The 14,409-nt window shown below is 66.4% G+C and carries 15 protein-coding genes and 1 tRNA gene; 8 read left to right on the top strand and 8 right to left on the bottom strand.

Annotation, left to right across the window (positions count from 1 at the left end; genetic code table 11):
- The first annotated feature begins 178 nt into the window (after positions 1-178).
- Genes ACIA8G_RS06340 through ACIA8G_RS06325 form a run of 4 tightly spaced genes read left to right on the top strand, consistent with a single transcriptional unit; the run spans position 179 to position 3,505 of the window.
- Entirely contained in the window at positions 179-1,063 is an 885-nt protein-coding gene (locus ACIA8G_RS06340) for an ABC transporter ATP-binding protein (protein ID WP_396417191.1), read from the top strand.
- Positions 1,060-1,767: an ABC transporter permease gene (locus ACIA8G_RS06335; protein ID WP_396417190.1), complete on the top strand. Its 708-nt coding sequence runs from the start codon at positions 1,060-1,062 to the stop codon at positions 1,765-1,767. Before ACIA8G_RS06340 ends, ACIA8G_RS06335 begins: the two co-directional genes overlap by 4 nt.
- Positions 1,764-2,903, top strand: a complete 1,140-nt coding sequence (locus ACIA8G_RS06330; RefSeq protein ID WP_396417189.1) for a histidine kinase — start codon at positions 1,764-1,766, stop codon at positions 2,901-2,903. The genes ACIA8G_RS06335 and ACIA8G_RS06330 overlap by 4 nt, the downstream gene beginning before the upstream one ends.
- A complete protein-coding gene (locus ACIA8G_RS06325; protein ID WP_396417188.1) occupies positions 2,900-3,505 on the top strand; it encodes a response regulator in 606 nt (201 codons plus the stop codon). The genes ACIA8G_RS06330 and ACIA8G_RS06325 overlap by 4 nt, the downstream gene beginning before the upstream one ends.
- A 198-nt stretch (positions 3,506-3,703) precedes the next feature.
- Here ACIA8G_RS06325 and ACIA8G_RS06320 read toward each other — a convergent pair whose 3' ends face one another.
- Positions 3,704-4,426 (bottom strand): hypothetical protein, encoded by a 723-nt coding sequence (locus ACIA8G_RS06320; protein WP_396417187.1) that lies wholly within the window; start codon positions 4,424-4,426, stop codon positions 3,704-3,706.
- A gap of 213 nt (positions 4,427-4,639) precedes the next feature.
- Here ACIA8G_RS06320 and ACIA8G_RS06315 point away from each other — a divergent pair.
- Positions 4,640-4,725 (top strand) — tRNA-Leu (locus ACIA8G_RS06315).
- On the opposite strand, the gene ACIA8G_RS06310 is transcribed toward ACIA8G_RS06315, so the two are convergent.
- The 6 genes from ACIA8G_RS06310 to ACIA8G_RS06285 are packed head-to-tail and all read right to left on the bottom strand — an operon-like array spanning position 4,704 to position 9,951.
- Entirely contained in the window at positions 4,704-6,458 is a 1,755-nt protein-coding gene (locus tag ACIA8G_RS06310) for a recombinase family protein (protein WP_396417186.1), read from the bottom strand. The two genes, ACIA8G_RS06315 and ACIA8G_RS06310, sit on opposite strands and share 22 nt — an antisense overlap.
- Positions 6,455-6,613, bottom strand: a complete 159-nt coding sequence (locus ACIA8G_RS06305) for a hypothetical protein (RefSeq protein WP_396417185.1) — start codon at positions 6,611-6,613, stop codon at positions 6,455-6,457. The genes ACIA8G_RS06310 and ACIA8G_RS06305 overlap by 4 nt, the downstream gene beginning before the upstream one ends.
- Positions 6,610-8,691 (bottom strand): FtsK/SpoIIIE domain-containing protein, encoded by a 2,082-nt coding sequence (locus ACIA8G_RS06300; RefSeq protein ID WP_396417184.1) that lies wholly within the window; start codon positions 8,689-8,691, stop codon positions 6,610-6,612. Before ACIA8G_RS06300 ends, ACIA8G_RS06305 begins: the two co-directional genes overlap by 4 nt.
- On the bottom strand, positions 8,688-9,287 hold the full coding sequence (locus tag ACIA8G_RS06295; RefSeq protein WP_396417183.1) for a hypothetical protein: 600 nt from the start codon (positions 9,285-9,287) through the stop codon (positions 8,688-8,690). Before ACIA8G_RS06295 ends, ACIA8G_RS06300 begins: the two co-directional genes overlap by 4 nt.
- A complete protein-coding gene (locus tag ACIA8G_RS06290) occupies positions 9,284-9,616 on the bottom strand; it encodes a hypothetical protein (protein WP_396417182.1) in 333 nt (110 codons plus the stop codon). Before ACIA8G_RS06290 ends, ACIA8G_RS06295 begins: the two co-directional genes overlap by 4 nt.
- The gene (locus tag ACIA8G_RS06285; protein WP_396417181.1) at positions 9,613-9,951 is read right to left on the bottom strand and encodes a WhiB family transcriptional regulator; all 339 of its coding nucleotides are present in this window, start codon (positions 9,949-9,951) and stop codon (positions 9,613-9,615) included. The genes ACIA8G_RS06290 and ACIA8G_RS06285 overlap by 4 nt, the downstream gene beginning before the upstream one ends.
- Positions 9,952-10,298: 347 nt before the next feature.
- Between ACIA8G_RS06285 and ACIA8G_RS06280 the strand changes: the two genes are divergently transcribed.
- The 3 genes from ACIA8G_RS06280 to ACIA8G_RS06270 all read left to right on the top strand — a co-directional run bounded on the left by ACIA8G_RS06280 (position 10,299) and on the right by ACIA8G_RS06270 (position 12,723).
- Positions 10,299-10,682, top strand: a complete 384-nt coding sequence (locus ACIA8G_RS06280; protein ID WP_396417180.1) for an XRE family transcriptional regulator — start codon at positions 10,299-10,301, stop codon at positions 10,680-10,682.
- Positions 10,683-10,810: 128 nt separating this feature from the next.
- Positions 10,811-12,376, top strand: a complete 1,566-nt coding sequence (locus ACIA8G_RS06275; RefSeq protein ID WP_396417179.1) for a transcriptional regulator — start codon at positions 10,811-10,813, stop codon at positions 12,374-12,376.
- The gene (locus tag ACIA8G_RS06270; RefSeq protein WP_396417178.1) at positions 12,373-12,723 is read left to right on the top strand and encodes a signal peptidase I; all 351 of its coding nucleotides are present in this window, start codon (positions 12,373-12,375) and stop codon (positions 12,721-12,723) included. The genes ACIA8G_RS06275 and ACIA8G_RS06270 overlap by 4 nt, the downstream gene beginning before the upstream one ends.
- Here the strand turns inward: ACIA8G_RS06270 and ACIA8G_RS06265 are convergent.
- On the bottom strand, positions 12,712-14,262 hold the full coding sequence (locus tag ACIA8G_RS06265) for a transcriptional regulator (protein WP_396417177.1): 1,551 nt from the start codon (positions 14,260-14,262) through the stop codon (positions 12,712-12,714). The genes ACIA8G_RS06270 and ACIA8G_RS06265 overlap by 12 nt on opposite strands.
- Positions 14,263-14,409: the final 147 nt, after the last annotated feature.

Genomic DNA, 14,409 nt, shown 5'->3' with positions numbered 1-14,409 from the left:
CCCGGCTCGGGCGGCGGCAAGCTGGACCGGGTCGGCCACTGGCTCGAGATTAGGTGAGAGCGCGACCGTCGCGAGTGGACGCGGGGAAACCCCTCAGGTAGCCGGCATGACATCTGTCATGGCGAACTGGTGTGCCGCCGCACTGCCGGAACCGGGTGTTTGCCGAGATCGTGGACCTATGACAGCGATCGAGGTGAAGGACCTGACCCGGCGCTACCACGGGGGGTTCGAGGCGGTTCGGGGCGTCTCATTTGAGGTCGAGCGTGGCGAGATGTTCGCGTTGCTGGGCACGAACGGTGCGGGGAAGACCTCGACGGTGGAGGTGGTGGAAGGGCTCTCACGTCCTGCGTCGGGGTCTGTTTCCGTGCTGGGGCACGATCCGCTCCGCGAGCGTTCCCTGGTCCGGCCCCGGATCGGCGTGATGCTGCAGGAAGGCGGCTTCCCGCCCGACCTGACTGTGACCGAGGCCACAAAGATGTGGGCGGGCACGCTGTCTCAATCGCGCCCCGTCGCGGAGGCGTTATCTCTTGTTGACCTGGCGCATCGGGCTTCCGTGCGGGTGAAACAACTTTCCGGCGGCGAGCGGCGGCGGCTCGACCTGGCACTGGCACTGCTGGGCAAGCCCGAGGTGCTCTTCCTGGACGAGCCCACGACCGGACTCGATCCAGAAAGCCGCCGCAACACGTGGGAACTGATTCGGACCCTGCTGCGCGAGGGCGTGACCGTGCTGCTGACGACGCACTACCTGGAGGAAGCGCAGGCGTTGGCCGACCGGTTGGCGATCATGCACCGCGGCCGGATCGTCGCGCAGGGAACGGTTTCCTCGGTGGTGGACGCGTATCCGTCTCGCGTTTCGTTCTTCGTGCCGCGCGACGTCTCGCTGCCCGTCGTCGCGGACTTCGGTGCCGACGGCCGTGCGACCGTGCGCACCAACAACCTGCAGGAGACCCTGCACGAGCTTCTTGCGTGGGCTCATGTCAACGAGGTGGAACTGTCCGGTTTGGACGCCAGGTCGGCGTCACTCGAGGAGGCGTTCCTGGCGATCGCGGAGGAGGCGGCATGAGGGCAGTGGCTGTCGGGCAGGCTGAGCTGAAGTTGTTCTGGCGCAACCGGACCGCGCTGTTCAACTCGTTCGCGCTGCCGTTGCTGGTGGTGCCGTTGCTGATGTCGTCCGACGCCGACGGCGTGCCGATCGTGGTCGGCCTGATGGGGTTCGTGCTGCTGATGGCGGTCTACTACAACCTCGTGACCACCTTCGTGGCGCGGCGCGAGGAGCTGGTGCTGAAACGGCTTCGCGTCGGCGAGCTGACCGATCCGGAGATCCTGCTGGGCGCCTCGCTGCCGTCCATCGTGGTGGCGTTGGGGCAGATGGTCCTGTTCGCGGTGATCGTCGGCCTGATGACCGGCGTCCAGCTGCCGACGAGGCCATGGTTCCTGGTACTGGGAGTGGTCGGCGGAGTCGCCGTGTTCGTGCTGCTGGCGGCGGCGTCCTCGGCGTTCACCCGCACCGTCGAGATGGCGCAGGTGACGTCGTTGCCGGTGCTCATGGCGTGCGTGCTCGGCTCCGGCCTGATGATCCCGCTGTCCTATCTGCCCGAGACCGTGGCGGCGGTGCTGCGCCTGCTGCCGTTGACCCCGGTGCTCGACCTGCTGCGAGCCGGCTGGGAAGGCGGCCCGGTGCTGCGGCCGTTGATCGTCCTGGCGGTGTGGATCGCCCTGGGCACCTACGCTGTACGACGTTGGTTCCGCTGGGATCCCCGGAGGTGAGCTTGCTCGGCTGGTGGCGGTCACGCAGCAGCGCGGCGCGGTTCGACCTGTTCGTGCGGGCCACGTTCTACCTGAACTACGTGACGCTGCCACCGCTGATGGTGCTCAGCCTGACCGACGAGATCAGCGCGGGCGCCCTGCTAGCGCTCTCCGCGGCGGCGCTCCTGCACATCGCACTGAGCGTCCCGCTAGTCCACTTCGGCATCGAGCACCACCTCGGCAAGGTCCCGTTCCCCCGCCGCCTGCTGGTCACCTACGTGCTGGTCTCCTGCGCGCTCTTGGCAGCCGGCAGACTCGCGTTCCCGTCGGCGTCGCCAGGCCAGCCCGACGGCCCCGCGGACGGCATCACGTTGTTCCTCCTGGCACTGACCTTCATGGCGCTGTCCGCGGTGCTAACGCCCCGCAGCCTGCTCCTGGCGATCGCCGTCGCCAGCGTGTACCTGCTCCTGACCGCCCCACTGGACCGAGCGGTGCCGTTCATCCTCCTGCTGCACATCCTGGCTTTCGGCTTCCGCACCACGCTCTGGATGGTGGGCGTCGTCTGGGAACTGGACCGCTCCCGAGAGGTCCGCGCGAACCTGGCCGTGGCGGAAGAACGCCTCCGCTTCGCCCGCGACCTGCACGACGTGGTGGGCCGCAACCTCTCCGTGGTGGCCCTGAAAGCCGACCTGGCCGCCCAACTAGCGCGCCGCGGCCGCCCGAACGCAATCGACGAAATGCTGGAAGTCCGCCAAATCGCCCAAGACTCCCTGGACGAACTCCGCGCCGTCGTCTCGGGCTACCGCACCGCCGACCTCTCCGTAGAACTGGCAGGCGCCCGCTCCCTGCTGGACTCCGCAGGCATCGACTGCCGCGTGATCGGCGAGGTGGGCGTAGAGGGCGACCAGGCCGGCGCCCTGGGCTGGGCAGTCCGCGAAGGCGTGACCAACGTGCTACGCCACAGCGAGGCCAGCTCGTGCACGATCACGTTGCGCGGCAAGGTACTCACCATGTCCAACGACGGCGCTCCCCCGTCCGGCTTCCGCTTCGGCAGCGGCCTAACGGGCCTGCACGAACGTGTAGCGGCCTTAGGCGGTTCGGTAACCGCAACGCCCGAACCCCCGAACCGCTTCGTGCTGACCGTGGAGCTCCCGTGATCCGCATCCTCCTGGCCGACGACGAACACCTGATCCGCGGAGCAATGGCAGCGTTGCTATCGCTAGAAGACGACCTAGAAGTGGTAGCCCAAGCAGCCACCGGCGCCGAAGCCCTGGCGACAGCCCGAGTAGTCCGCCCAGACGTAGCCGTGATCGACCTGCAAATGCCAGACCTGGACGGCGTCTCCGTAGCCCGAGCCCTGGCCGCAGAACTCCCCACCTGCTCAACCATGATCGTCACCAGCCACGGCCGCCCAGGCCACCTCAAACGAGCACTGGCCGCCGGCGTCCGAGGCTTCCTCCCGAAAACGGTCTCGTCCGACGTCCTGGCCACAGTCGTCCGTACAGTCCACACCGGCGGCCGCTACGTGGACCCAGCCCTGGCCGCAGAAGCCATCAGCGCTGGCGACAGCCCCCTAACCCCACGCGAAGCCGACGTCCTGGAACTGGCCGCAGAAGGCGCCCCGATCGACGAAATAGCCCGCCGCGCCTCCCTCTCCCCAGGCACAGTCCGCAACTACCTCTCCTCAGCGGTAGGCAAAACCGGCGCCTCAAACCGCCACGAGGCCGCCCGCTTCGCCCGAGCCCGAGGCTGGATCTAGCGGTCCCACCACTTGAGTGTCCGCATCCCGAACAGCGTCAACCACTTGGACGGCTCCCCCGCCGCCACGTCAACCTCAAACCAAACCCGCCCAGGATGCCGCCCCTCCTGCACCCAAACCCCACCTTCGCCGGCCGCACGGATCATCTCCATCGCCTCAACCATCCGCGGATCCCTGACGTTCGCGAGCCGGAAGTACTCAGCCGCGTTCAACACGCTGTACCCCCCACCGGAACGGCGACCGGAACTCCGCAACCCACCCGGCCACCGGCGCCCCCGTCGACAGCCGCCTGAACAGGTGCCGCGTCAGCAGGTACTCCTCGCCCGCGGCACGTGCAGCCGTGATCGCCGCCGACCCGCCACACGCCCGTTCATAAGCCAGCAGCCCCTTCAGCGAGTTGAGCGTCGAGTGAAACGACGACCTCGTAGCCCCCTCAACCCACTCGCAGTTCCACCCACCGTCCGCGAGCTGGTGCCGCACAAACCACTCGGCGATGCCCTCGACATCCGCCTGCAGCCACACCCCGTTGGCCAACGTCCACGAGTTGATACAGCAGTCGACCTCGCCACCCCAATAGGTCAGCTCGTCGTACTCCCACCGACAGTGCTCGGCCAACAACTCCACGGTCCCTCGAAGGACCGCAGCGTCAAGCCCCCACTCCCGCAGGTCGTTCAACGCCCAGGTGGTAGCTGTCCAAGGCTGCCCCTCCTCCTTCCCGTCGTACCCGCGCGGGAAGAAGGCCCCACCGGCCCACATGCCGTCGTCGCCTTGCGCTTTGACGAGCCGTGCCCCAAACCCCTCCCTCGCAACCCGAGCCCTTGTCGCCTCCCAGACCTGTTGGGGCGCACCCGCAAGGTCCCGCTCGACCTGCCACCGCAGGGCTGGATCGGAGTCGAGCAACCACTCGATCAAGTCACTCACGCCGGCGACTGTAGCGCCGCTGGCCCGTTGATCTCGCGGGCTGCAGTTGCATGCCGACATGATCCGTTTTGCCGTTGCAGCTGCGCGTCTATGACGGCCTTTCCGGCGCCCCTACCTGCGCGAACCTCACCGCGGGGGGTCGATTTTGGCGTCGGGCGACGATCATGTAATCTAGGCACAGGCCACGGCGCGAGTCGTGGGAGAACTAAATACGTCCGGGTGGCGGAATGGCAGACGCGCTAGCTTGAGGTGCTAGTCCCCGAAAGGGGGTGGGGGTTCAAGTCCCCCCTCGGACACCAGCATTATTCACCCCCACGGGGTTGATGGAGACATCAGCTTCGTGGGGGTTTTGCTTGTACCGAACCTGCAGGTCTATCTCGTCGTACAACTCCTCCAGCCTTTTCGGCGCTCGGCCGTTCAACGCCGCGCTTACGTCGCCCATCGAGTCGAGCCGTGCGTGAAGCTCTGCGGCGCTTCGCTCTGCCGGTGGTGTGACGTTGTCCAGCGCCGCGCGTGACGCGACCCTCTCCGCCTGCGCCTCATTGATCGCCTCGACCAGCGCCCCAGGGTCGATACCTGCCTTGATGGCGTCCTGGAACCTGGTCAGCTTCGCTTCCGCGGCCGCGAGCCGCTTCTTGGCAGTCTCACGCCCCATCGGGTTCTCAGGCTCTTGCGAGTCCATCAACGCCAAGACCGTTCGATCCCGGTTCTTACGATCGAACAGAAACCCGAGCCAACCATTGATCGCGTCCTGAAGAGCGTCCTCTCGCAAATAGACAGCTCCGGGATGGGACGCCAGCACCGGAGAGCCCGGCGCCAATGTCCGAGCAGGGCACCGGTAATACATTGCGCGCTTACGAGGACTGCCTTCCATCTTCCGGCCGCAGATGTCACACCGGATGCGGCCGCGGAACAGGTACCGGTGTTTCACCGCTCGCCCCGCCCGCTCGGTCTTCCGCGCGGTGCGCAGCCCTCCCGCTCCCTTCGACCGCCGGAGCACCTGCGCGTCCGTGAACACGTCGATCTCTACAACCTTCGGATGCGCCGGCTTCCGTGACCGCACGACTCGATCCGGACTCGCCTTGCGGAACCGCACCACGTGACCGGCTGCCACGTCCTCCGGATCGAGCAGCGTCTCGAACTTCGTCGACCGCCCGAAGAACGCATAGCCGGTGTACCGCGGGTTCTCCAGAATCGCCCGCACCGTGCCGCCCTGCCATCCGTCCGCGAGCCGATGCCGGTTCTGATCCGGCCGCCGCGCAGACGGACACGGAACCAGGTCACGGTTGAGCCCGTTGGCGATCGCCCGATCTCCCTTGCCGCTCAAGTACTCGGCAAAGATCCGCCGCACGACCACCGCCGACTCCTCCTCAACCGCCAGCACCCTCAACCGGTAACCCTCCGCCGCTTTCCTCGGGTTCGGGTGCGGTCCCGCGTCCACCGTGACGTACCCGTACGGCGCTCGGCCTCCCTGATGCCGTCCTTCGTTGAGCACCTGCGCGTCCATCGCCGCGCGGACACGCGCCTGCACGTGCTGACGCTCGGACTCGCTCATGCCGCCGAGCACGCTCATGAGCATCTTGTGCGACGGATTGCGCGCGTCGTACTTCCCGCCCAACTCCGGCACCCACAACTCCACGCCGTACGCCTCGAACCGCGGAGCGATCAACGAGAACTGGTTGCCAAACCAGCACCTCGTCCCTTCCCCGACCACAACGGCGTTCCAGCCGCGGTGAGGATCCTTCAGCGCCGCGAGCAACCGCGACGCCTCGTTCCGCCGCTCCCACGGCACCGAGCGTGACTTGCCGATGTCGAAGAACTCCTCGACGATTCGCCCGCCCAACGGCCCGACGAACTTGTCCGCGTTGCCGAACTGCCAGCCGCGCGACGTCTCCGGATCCTGATTGTCCTCGGTCGAGCACCGACCGTAGGCAGCAACCGGACCGATGCCGTGCTCGACCGGCTCACCGACCTCGATCCCCCACAGGTCATCGAGCGTCGCCCACGGGTCTCGGCTGATTTCAACAGTCATCGCACCTCCTCTCCCGAGGCCCCTTCGAGGGCCTCGACCTCACTCAGCTCGATCAGGATATCCAGCAGTATGCGACTAACTCTCCTCGTAAGAACAGGTAGCTCCGCCGGTAGGTTGACCTTCAGCTCTCGTTCGTCCCGCTCGTCGCTGGTCACGGCAGCTCCACTGCCGAGACGCTGGACGAGCCGATTTCAACAATCGCAGCTCTGATGTCCGCAGTGAGGTAACCGCGCACACGGCGCGTGCCCTCTTCCTCCTGGACGTACTGCCTGGTGGGCCGACATCCAAGGTCGCCCATGTCCTTCCCGAAGGTCGTGGGCTCGACGTCCAGCGCTTCCACCAACTCGGCCGTGGGCACGAACTCCCGCTCGCCCAACCCGTCACCGAGGTAGTCCACGACCGCCGCGAGAGGCTCCGGCAGCTCAATCTCGTCCCTGCTCGGTCCACCGATCGCCTTCACGACAGCCGCCCGATCGAGCACCGGCGCGGCATCCTGCCCGGCAGCGTGACCGGAGAGCGTGCCTTCGGCCTCCCGCAGCGCACGGCCGCGCTCGCAGATCTCCCGCCAGTCTTCGTTCGGCATGTAGAAGGTCCGAACCGTCAGCGCGAGGAGATCGGCGCCAGCCTGCGTCTCGCCGTCCGGCCGCAGGATGCCGACGCCCTTGTGAGACGGAAGCAACCGGCTGCTGTCGTAGCCACGGGTGTTCATCTGCTCGCCAAGCACGATGTTGCTGTCCCGCCAGTCCATGACCCGCAGTGCGAACCGCGACCCGAGCACGGCCCGAAGCTTCGACGGAATCGTGTTGCTGTCCGGGCGCTGCGTAGCCAGCACCAGGACCAGTCCAGCAGCCGGCGCCTTCTTCGCCAGCCACGTCAGCAACTCGCCGATCTGCTCCCCTGCAGTGAGCTTCTTCCCTTGCACCACAACAGGAGTGCGATCCTCCAGTGCAATGTGGACCTCATCCACGACGAGTGCAGTGATCGGCATATCCAGCGACGCATCACGTGACATCGCCGGCGTCACCTTCGACTCAGGACACGTGATGTCGTCAAGGTCCTGCATCCGCCGATACCGCAGCTGAACATCCGCAACCAGCTCAACAAGCCAGTCCAGGAACGCCAGCACGTGTTCGCTGTCGTCGCCGGCCATGAACCGGTGAGCCACCTGTTCCGCTGCCTGCCAGTCCTTCCCGTTCTTGAAGTCGGCGACGTACAGCCGTGCGTGCGGATCGAGGATGAGCCCGGCCGCGGCTAGCCGTTCGGCCATCGTCTTGCCCTGCCGCGGAATCGCGCCGATCAGCAGCGATGTCCACACCAGCGGCAGATCGATACGGCGTCCACGCGCATCGGTACCGAACGGCACTGCGCGCCACGCGTCCCACCGCTCGACCGCGAGCAACGGCGTGCGAATCGGCGGTGAGGCGTAAGGGTCCTCATCGGCCACCCACATCGCCACGCGGCCCGCGTGACCACCGTTGCCACGAACGCGCTCCACGCTGAGTTGGATCTCGTCCACCGCCAGCGCCGACGCCAGGTCCTCCCGATGCTTCACAACATCGGCCGCCTTGCGCGTGGCAGGAAGGTCCACTGTGATCGCCCAACCTGCACCCTGCCGAGAGGCTCGTTCGACTAGGCGCAGCGACTCGTCCTTGCCGATCAGCTTGGCGTCTCGGAACGCGTCGACCAGCACCTGTGGGTCCATCGTCCACGTCAGCGAGCGGGGCCCAGCGAGCACCGCCTTCCGACCCGGTGAACCATCCTTCGCTCGTCCGACGATCGCCAGCACGGCAGCGCCAACGCCTCCAGCGCCCCACAACACAACACCGCCGTAGACGGCCCACCCGGCAATGAGCGCCGCTCCGCTCGCAAGCAGCACGGCCCCGGTGACCTTCCATCGGAACAGCGTCAGCGCACGAATCTCAACGAACTTGTCCGCCAGCTTTTCCGATTGCTCGGCTGCTTCGCGGTAGTCCCGCACCCGGACCCAGTTCCGCCAGCCACGCGCCGCGACAACGAGCCCGCGACCAACCGCGCTCACACACCGGAGCGGAGCACGAAGCAGCCACGCAAGCGCGTCTTTCGTCGCAATCTTCAAGGTCTGCTTGGATTTCAGTGCAGCGGGGACCGCCCGCGAGTAGCGCCAGGTGCTCTCGATCCGCCGCACCACCGCCGCGCGCTCGTCGACCAGCTCCCCTTCGTAGACCTGCTCGGCAGCCACCAGTTCGCCGCTCACGACTGGTCCCCGTTCAACGAGGCAGCGAGCTTCGAGGAAAGCCCCCGCGAGCACCCCGTGACTTCACGAACCCACGCCGGCGAAACCTTGGCGCTCGACTTGCGCGCCTTGCGAGCGACCGCCAGGTACTCCGCGAACGATGTCCGCGGCGCGGGTGCCACGGCCTCAACCGTGGCACCCGCAGACGCAGCGGTCCCCAGCTTGTCCCGCAGCTCCGTCACCGCTTCCGCCGCAACGAACACGACCAGCGGCGGCACCGAGTGCAACACCACGAGCGCCGCGGACCCGGCCACGAACGCACTCCAGGTGTTCATGACGTACGTAGCCCCGAGCGTGAACCACTTCGCCGTCCGCACCCATCCACCGAGCCGCACGCCGTGCCGAGCAGTCACCTGCTCGGCACGCAGAATCGCCAGCAACACCAGCGACACCATCGGATCGAGCAGCCAAGCCGCGAACCAGGCGAGCGACCACACCGGCGCACCAGCCGCAGCGAACTGCTGAACGTTCGTCATCGTGAACGCGAGCCCGAGCAGAATCCCGGTCCAGCACAACCGGTCAACCTGCACAGCTACCCGCTCGATCGGCTCGCTCACTTCCGATCACCACCACGGCGGTGAGGCTCGTACGTGGTGACCGTGAGCGCCTTCGTCAGCGTGTACGACGCAAGCACCGCCGGCACCCCAAGTACCGCGAGCAGCAACCATCCGTTCCCACCGTGCGTGATGACCACCCACTGGACGATCACGATCAGCACGGCGTTCACGACCACCCGGCCGCCAAGCGACATCAGCCGAACGCTCGTCCGAGCCGCGTTCGCCGCAGCCTTCGCCCGACGAGAACCAGCCCGCCAGACCAACACCAGAACGAGAAGCACACCGACCGCTGCCAGCACCTGCGTAGGCGTGACACTGATGGCGTTCATGAACGCGGCCCCCTCTCGGCCCGTTCACCGCGCTGAAGCCAGTGCCGATGCACCTCGCGCCGCTCGTCCTCAGGCAACGCGCCCCAGACACCAACGGTCTCAGCGCCGGCCGTGCGCAACTCCAGCTCCAAGCACTCGTCCCGCACGGGGCATCCCGAGCACTGCCGCTCGGCTAACTCCCGATCGGTGAGTTCCTCGGCCGCCCACGGCGGTTCGTCCGTGAACGCCCACATGCACAACCCGTCGCTCTCAACGACGTCGGTCAACTCGTCCGTCGGCACCCACCGCAGCCGGTCCAGCGACCAAGCGATGCCGACCAGCCGCCGATCAGTCACGAAGCACCCCCGGCTCTGAGAGCAGTCGCCGAAGCGCACTGCCGGGGACGACGAGACGCCCGTACTGACGCTCAGCGGTTAGAAGCCCGAGCCGGATCGCCCGGAACACCGCGGACTGGCTGACACCGAGCGCCCAAGCGGTCTCGCGAATGGAATGAACAGAAGTCACAGAAGTACGCATAGGAATAGCCCTTCAAGACTTGAGCTGATGATTTCAGCTCTAGATTGTTGATTTCAGCGCATCCGAAGGCGCGGTCGATCGCACACAGCGCCGAATGCGCCGTGTCACGTCACCAATGAAGGAAAAACGGCTAATCTCAGCGCTGAGGCGGAGCGCGGAGGAATACGTGTCGGAGGATTGGGCGGCAGTCGCCAAAGCCATCAACGAGCGCGTGAACGAGCTCGGCTGGCGTCAACGCGAGCTCGCGGAGCGCTCGAACGTCTCCCAAGCGATCGTCCGCGAGATCCAGCACCACACAGTCGAACGCCGGCGGGGGCCGCGGACGCTGGAGTCCTTGTCTACAGCCATGGGCTGGCACCCACTGCACCTCGACGCGGTGCTGCACGGCCGCCGCCCGCCAGAGCGAGACGAGCCGATCACCGACCCCGGCGACTCGCTTTGGTCGCGTTTGGACAGTGTCGAACAGCGCCTGATCGACATCACCGAACGCCTTGATGACCTGAAGTCGGACCTCGCATCCGTAGCGAAGCAAGTCCGCGAGAACCGGTAGCGCGGTGCGTTTCTGCTGGTTGAGCGCCTTGATTTCCATGCATCAATTCCACCGCGCAGCGCCGTGCAATCCCATGCATGAGCGATGCATGTTCAATGCAAGTTCTGCGCTCCGGGGGTAGCGCACACATGAGCGTGGACTGGACCGGAGAAACGGCGAACGCCCTGCAATACGCTATGCGGCTGACTCACGAGGCGTTCGCCGATCGCCTCGGCATCGGTGTCCGCACAGTCGCCTCCTGGCACCAGAAGCCAGACACCAAACCACGCTCGGACGTGCAAGGCATCCTCGACACCGCGCTGGAGCAAGCTCCCGGCGACGTCAAAGCCCGCTTCAAGAAGCTGATCAGCGGCGGCCCGCTCGACCTCCCGACGGGAGCGTCCGAAGACGCCGAACGACGGCTCACCGCAGACGCAACGATCGTCGCGGCCCTGAATTGGCTCGATACCCACGCAGGCTGGGACCCCGGCACGGCTCGCCGCGAGGTAGCCGCCCGTCTCGTAGCTCTCGACATCCGCGACCTGCACGACCGCGGCGTCCGGCGCGGCAGGGTGAACCAACGCGACACCGCCCGCGCACTCTCGGACTACTACGGCACGTCAAGCACAGGCCACGGCCGCTACACGGCAACGTTCGGCCCGAACACAGCCGCCTCCACGACGGTGCTGACCCACGCAGACTGGCTGGACCTCGACTGCCCGCTGTTCCCCAAGCACGACAAGCTCAAGCTCGCCGGAGTAACCCCGGCGGACAACATCACGATGGACGAGGCGAGCGCAGACCGCGCCGCGCAACGGCTAGCCGAAACGCTGGCTCTCGGACACCGCATGGTGAACATGCCGCTGTTTCGGTTGCTCGACGCGGACATGCGGAAGCACCAGCTCGCGGGCACCGTGGGCGTGACAGACTTCGTGGGGTACGTGGTGACGATGGACCTGCTCGAAGGAGAGCTGGTCGACGCGCTCACCACCGACAAGCCGACGAACGTCGGCTCACTCCCCCTCCGCGACACCTACATGCCGAATCTCTCGGCTGCCCTGAATGTCGGAGATCGGCTGTGCGCCGGCGGAGCCCTTGCGCTCACCGCCATCGCTCGCCCGGCCGACGCGTTCCGCGGCGAACCGGACTACCTCCTACTCGTCCAGGAACGCTCCGGTCACGTGATCAACGCCGCGCGTCGGCTAGCCGTGATCCCGAAGGGATTCCACCAGCCACTCACGGACTTCCGCGCCGACGCTCAAGTAGGCGCGACCCTCCGCCGCGAGATCGAAGAGGAACTGTTCGGCCGCGACGATGTGGACAACACGGTCGGCGAGCAGCGCTACGCGGACCCCATGCACCCAAGCCGGCTGTCCGAGCCGATGCGCTGGCTTCAGGCCGAACCCGGCCGACTGCGCATGGAGTGCACGGGCTTTGGCCTGAACCTCGTGAGCGGCAACTTCGAGTTCGCCAGCCTCATCGTGATCGAGGATGAGGACTTCTGGACCAGGTTCGGTGGCGACGTTCAAGCCAACTGGGAAGCGTCACGCCTGCACCAGTACTCCAGCCGCGATGCGGAACTGCTGGACGAACTCGTCAACGATGTAGCTTGGAGCAACGAAGGGCTTTTCGCCCTTCTGCAGGGCCTGCGCCGCCTCCGCGAGATCGGCGGCAACCGCGTAGACCTGCCAGAAATCGAATGGGAGATCAGGTGACCGCCAACTGGCAAGCCGGCAACGCCGCGGACGACAGCACGGAGACCCGCGGCTGGCTAGTAGGCCACTTCATCGACCCATCGATCGGCATCCGCTCCCAGAAGGATGTCGAAGTGAAGTGGGGCACCCACCCCGCCGGTGACAAACGTCCGGATTGGACCGCCGACGACCAGCGCACGACGCTGGTTCTGTTGGTAGAAGGCAACTTCCGCGTGGACACCACCGACGGCAGCAAGACCATGAGCCGCCAGGGCGACTACATCATGTGGGGTCCAGGCGTCGACCACTCGTGGGAAGCACTCGCGGACTCCGTCGTCATGACCGTCCGCTGGCCCTCACAGACCTGACAGCTCGAAGTTCGGCAGGCTCACACGCAAGCCACCGATCTCCCTCAAGCGCCGGAGTCCTTGGAGCAACGCGAACAACCCCTCGTTGCTCCAAGCCTCCTGCTGCACCAGATCCGTGATGAGTTCGCCGTCCAGGCTTGAGTACAACGTCAGCCCGGACGCCTCCCAGTTCGCCTCAAGCTGCCCGCCGAACCGCGGCCAGAACTCTTCGTCCTCGATCACGACGAGCGTCGCGAACTCGTAGTTGCCACTGACGAGGTTCAGCCCGAACCCGGTGCACTCCATCCGCATCCGGCCCGGCTCGTCTTCCAGCCACCTCAACGGCTCGGACCAACGTTCTCGGTGCATCGGCGATACCGCCCGCACCGCACCCGCGGTCGCGTCCACATCGCTTCGCCCGAACAACTCTTCCTCCAGCTCTCGCCGAAGCGTGGCGCCGATGCGAACCTCGGCGCGAGGATCGGTAAGCGGCTGGTGGAACCCCTTCGGGATGACCGCCAACTTGCCGCCTGCGTTCACCACCTGATCTGACCGCGTCTGCACGATCAAGGCATAGTCCGCAACACCACGGAACGGGTCCGCTGGCCGCGCAATGGCCACAAGCGACAGAACCCCGCCCGCACAGACTCGCCCGGCGACGTCGAGCACAGCGCCCATGTTCGGCAAGTACTTGTCCCGCAACGGATTCAGCGCACCCGAGCCGCTCGTCACCGAATCCGCCAACTCCGCTTCGAGCAGGTCCATCGTCAGCGCGTACTCGACGAAGGACCTCACGTCGAGAGTCCCACCGATACCCCGTGCACTGACGTCGATCTCCACCAGCCGGTACAGCGGCAGGTTCGCGAATCGCACACCGAGCGCCGCGGCCACCACAAGCCGCTGGACGGCCGCCTCCGCACATTCTTCGTCCAACGCGGGTGTCACCCCGGCTCTCTGAACGAGGGCCAACCGCTTGTTGTCCGCGTCGAGCGGTAGTCCAAGGTCAAGCCATTCGGGCCTCGTGAACACGCTGGTCCGGACATCCAAGCCCGGACCGCAGACGCCGAACGTGCCATGGGTTCCGTAGTACCGCTCTACCGCATCCGCGACCTGACGCCGGCCGACCCTGCCCCGCCGCGCACGCTCGGCTTGAAGTCCTCCTATGTCGGCGAGTTTCAGCCCTGAACCTACGTTCACCGCGGCTGAACCTGGCACCCAGCCAGCCGCGTCATCAAGCCACTCGAACGCACCCACTAGGCCGGGATCAACGGGAACACCAGCTACACCTACCGCGGGACTGCGCTCCATCGGCGGAGACAGCAACTCCTCGACCGGCGCACCGAGCATGCTCTCCAGCAACCGGGCGGTACTCGCTTTCACCTGGCCAAGAGACTCGCCGGTCGACCGACGACCAGCGACCAGCCTCTGCAGGTGACGGAGTCCGAGCGTGCCAGGTTCCCGATGCTCTCTCGCGTGCAGCTCGGCTTCATGGACAAACTCCTCCAGCGTGAGCCGGCGTTCCCATATCCGCTGCTCAAGCACGGTGCGAAACGTCCGCATCGCTCCTCCTCGCTCCCCAGGTCGCAGCAGGTCGTCCCATGTCGCCCACAGGCCGTACCGCTGATCGAGCGCTGATGAAATCTTGATTTCAGTCTGACACGCCTGCTCCGCAGCCGTCAGACCGTCCGGTGACGTGAGGACTCCGCG

The organism is Lentzea sp. NPDC051213, assembly GCF_044455585.1.
GTDB lineage: Bacteria > Actinomycetota > Actinomycetes > Mycobacteriales > Pseudonocardiaceae > Lentzea.
The sequence above is the reverse complement of the archived record's forward strand: the minus strand, read 5'-3'. Positions and strand labels throughout refer to the sequence as shown.

What these genes read in the sequence shown, in the direction of transcription:
- ACIA8G_RS06290 (WP_396417182.1), bottom strand. Translation starts at nt 9,616, where the DNA reads ATGAACGCCATCAGTGTCACGCCTACGCAGGTGCTGGCAGCGGTCGGT.
- ACIA8G_RS06340 (WP_396417191.1), top strand. Translation starts at nt 179, where the DNA reads ATGACAGCGATCGAGGTGAAGGACCTGACCCGGCGCTACCACGGGGGG.
- ACIA8G_RS06265 (WP_396417177.1), bottom strand. Translation starts at nt 14,262, where the DNA reads ATGCGGACGTTTCGCACCGTGCTTGAGCAGCGGATATGGGAACGCCGG.
- ACIA8G_RS06310 (WP_396417186.1), bottom strand. Translation starts at nt 6,458, where the DNA reads ATGACTGTTGAAATCAGCCGAGACCCGTGGGCGACGCTCGATGACCTG.
- ACIA8G_RS06335 (WP_396417190.1), top strand. Translation starts at nt 1,060, where the DNA reads ATGAGGGCAGTGGCTGTCGGGCAGGCTGAGCTGAAGTTGTTCTGGCGC.
- ACIA8G_RS06275 (WP_396417179.1), top strand. Translation starts at nt 10,811, where the DNA reads ATGAGCGTGGACTGGACCGGAGAAACGGCGAACGCCCTGCAATACGCT.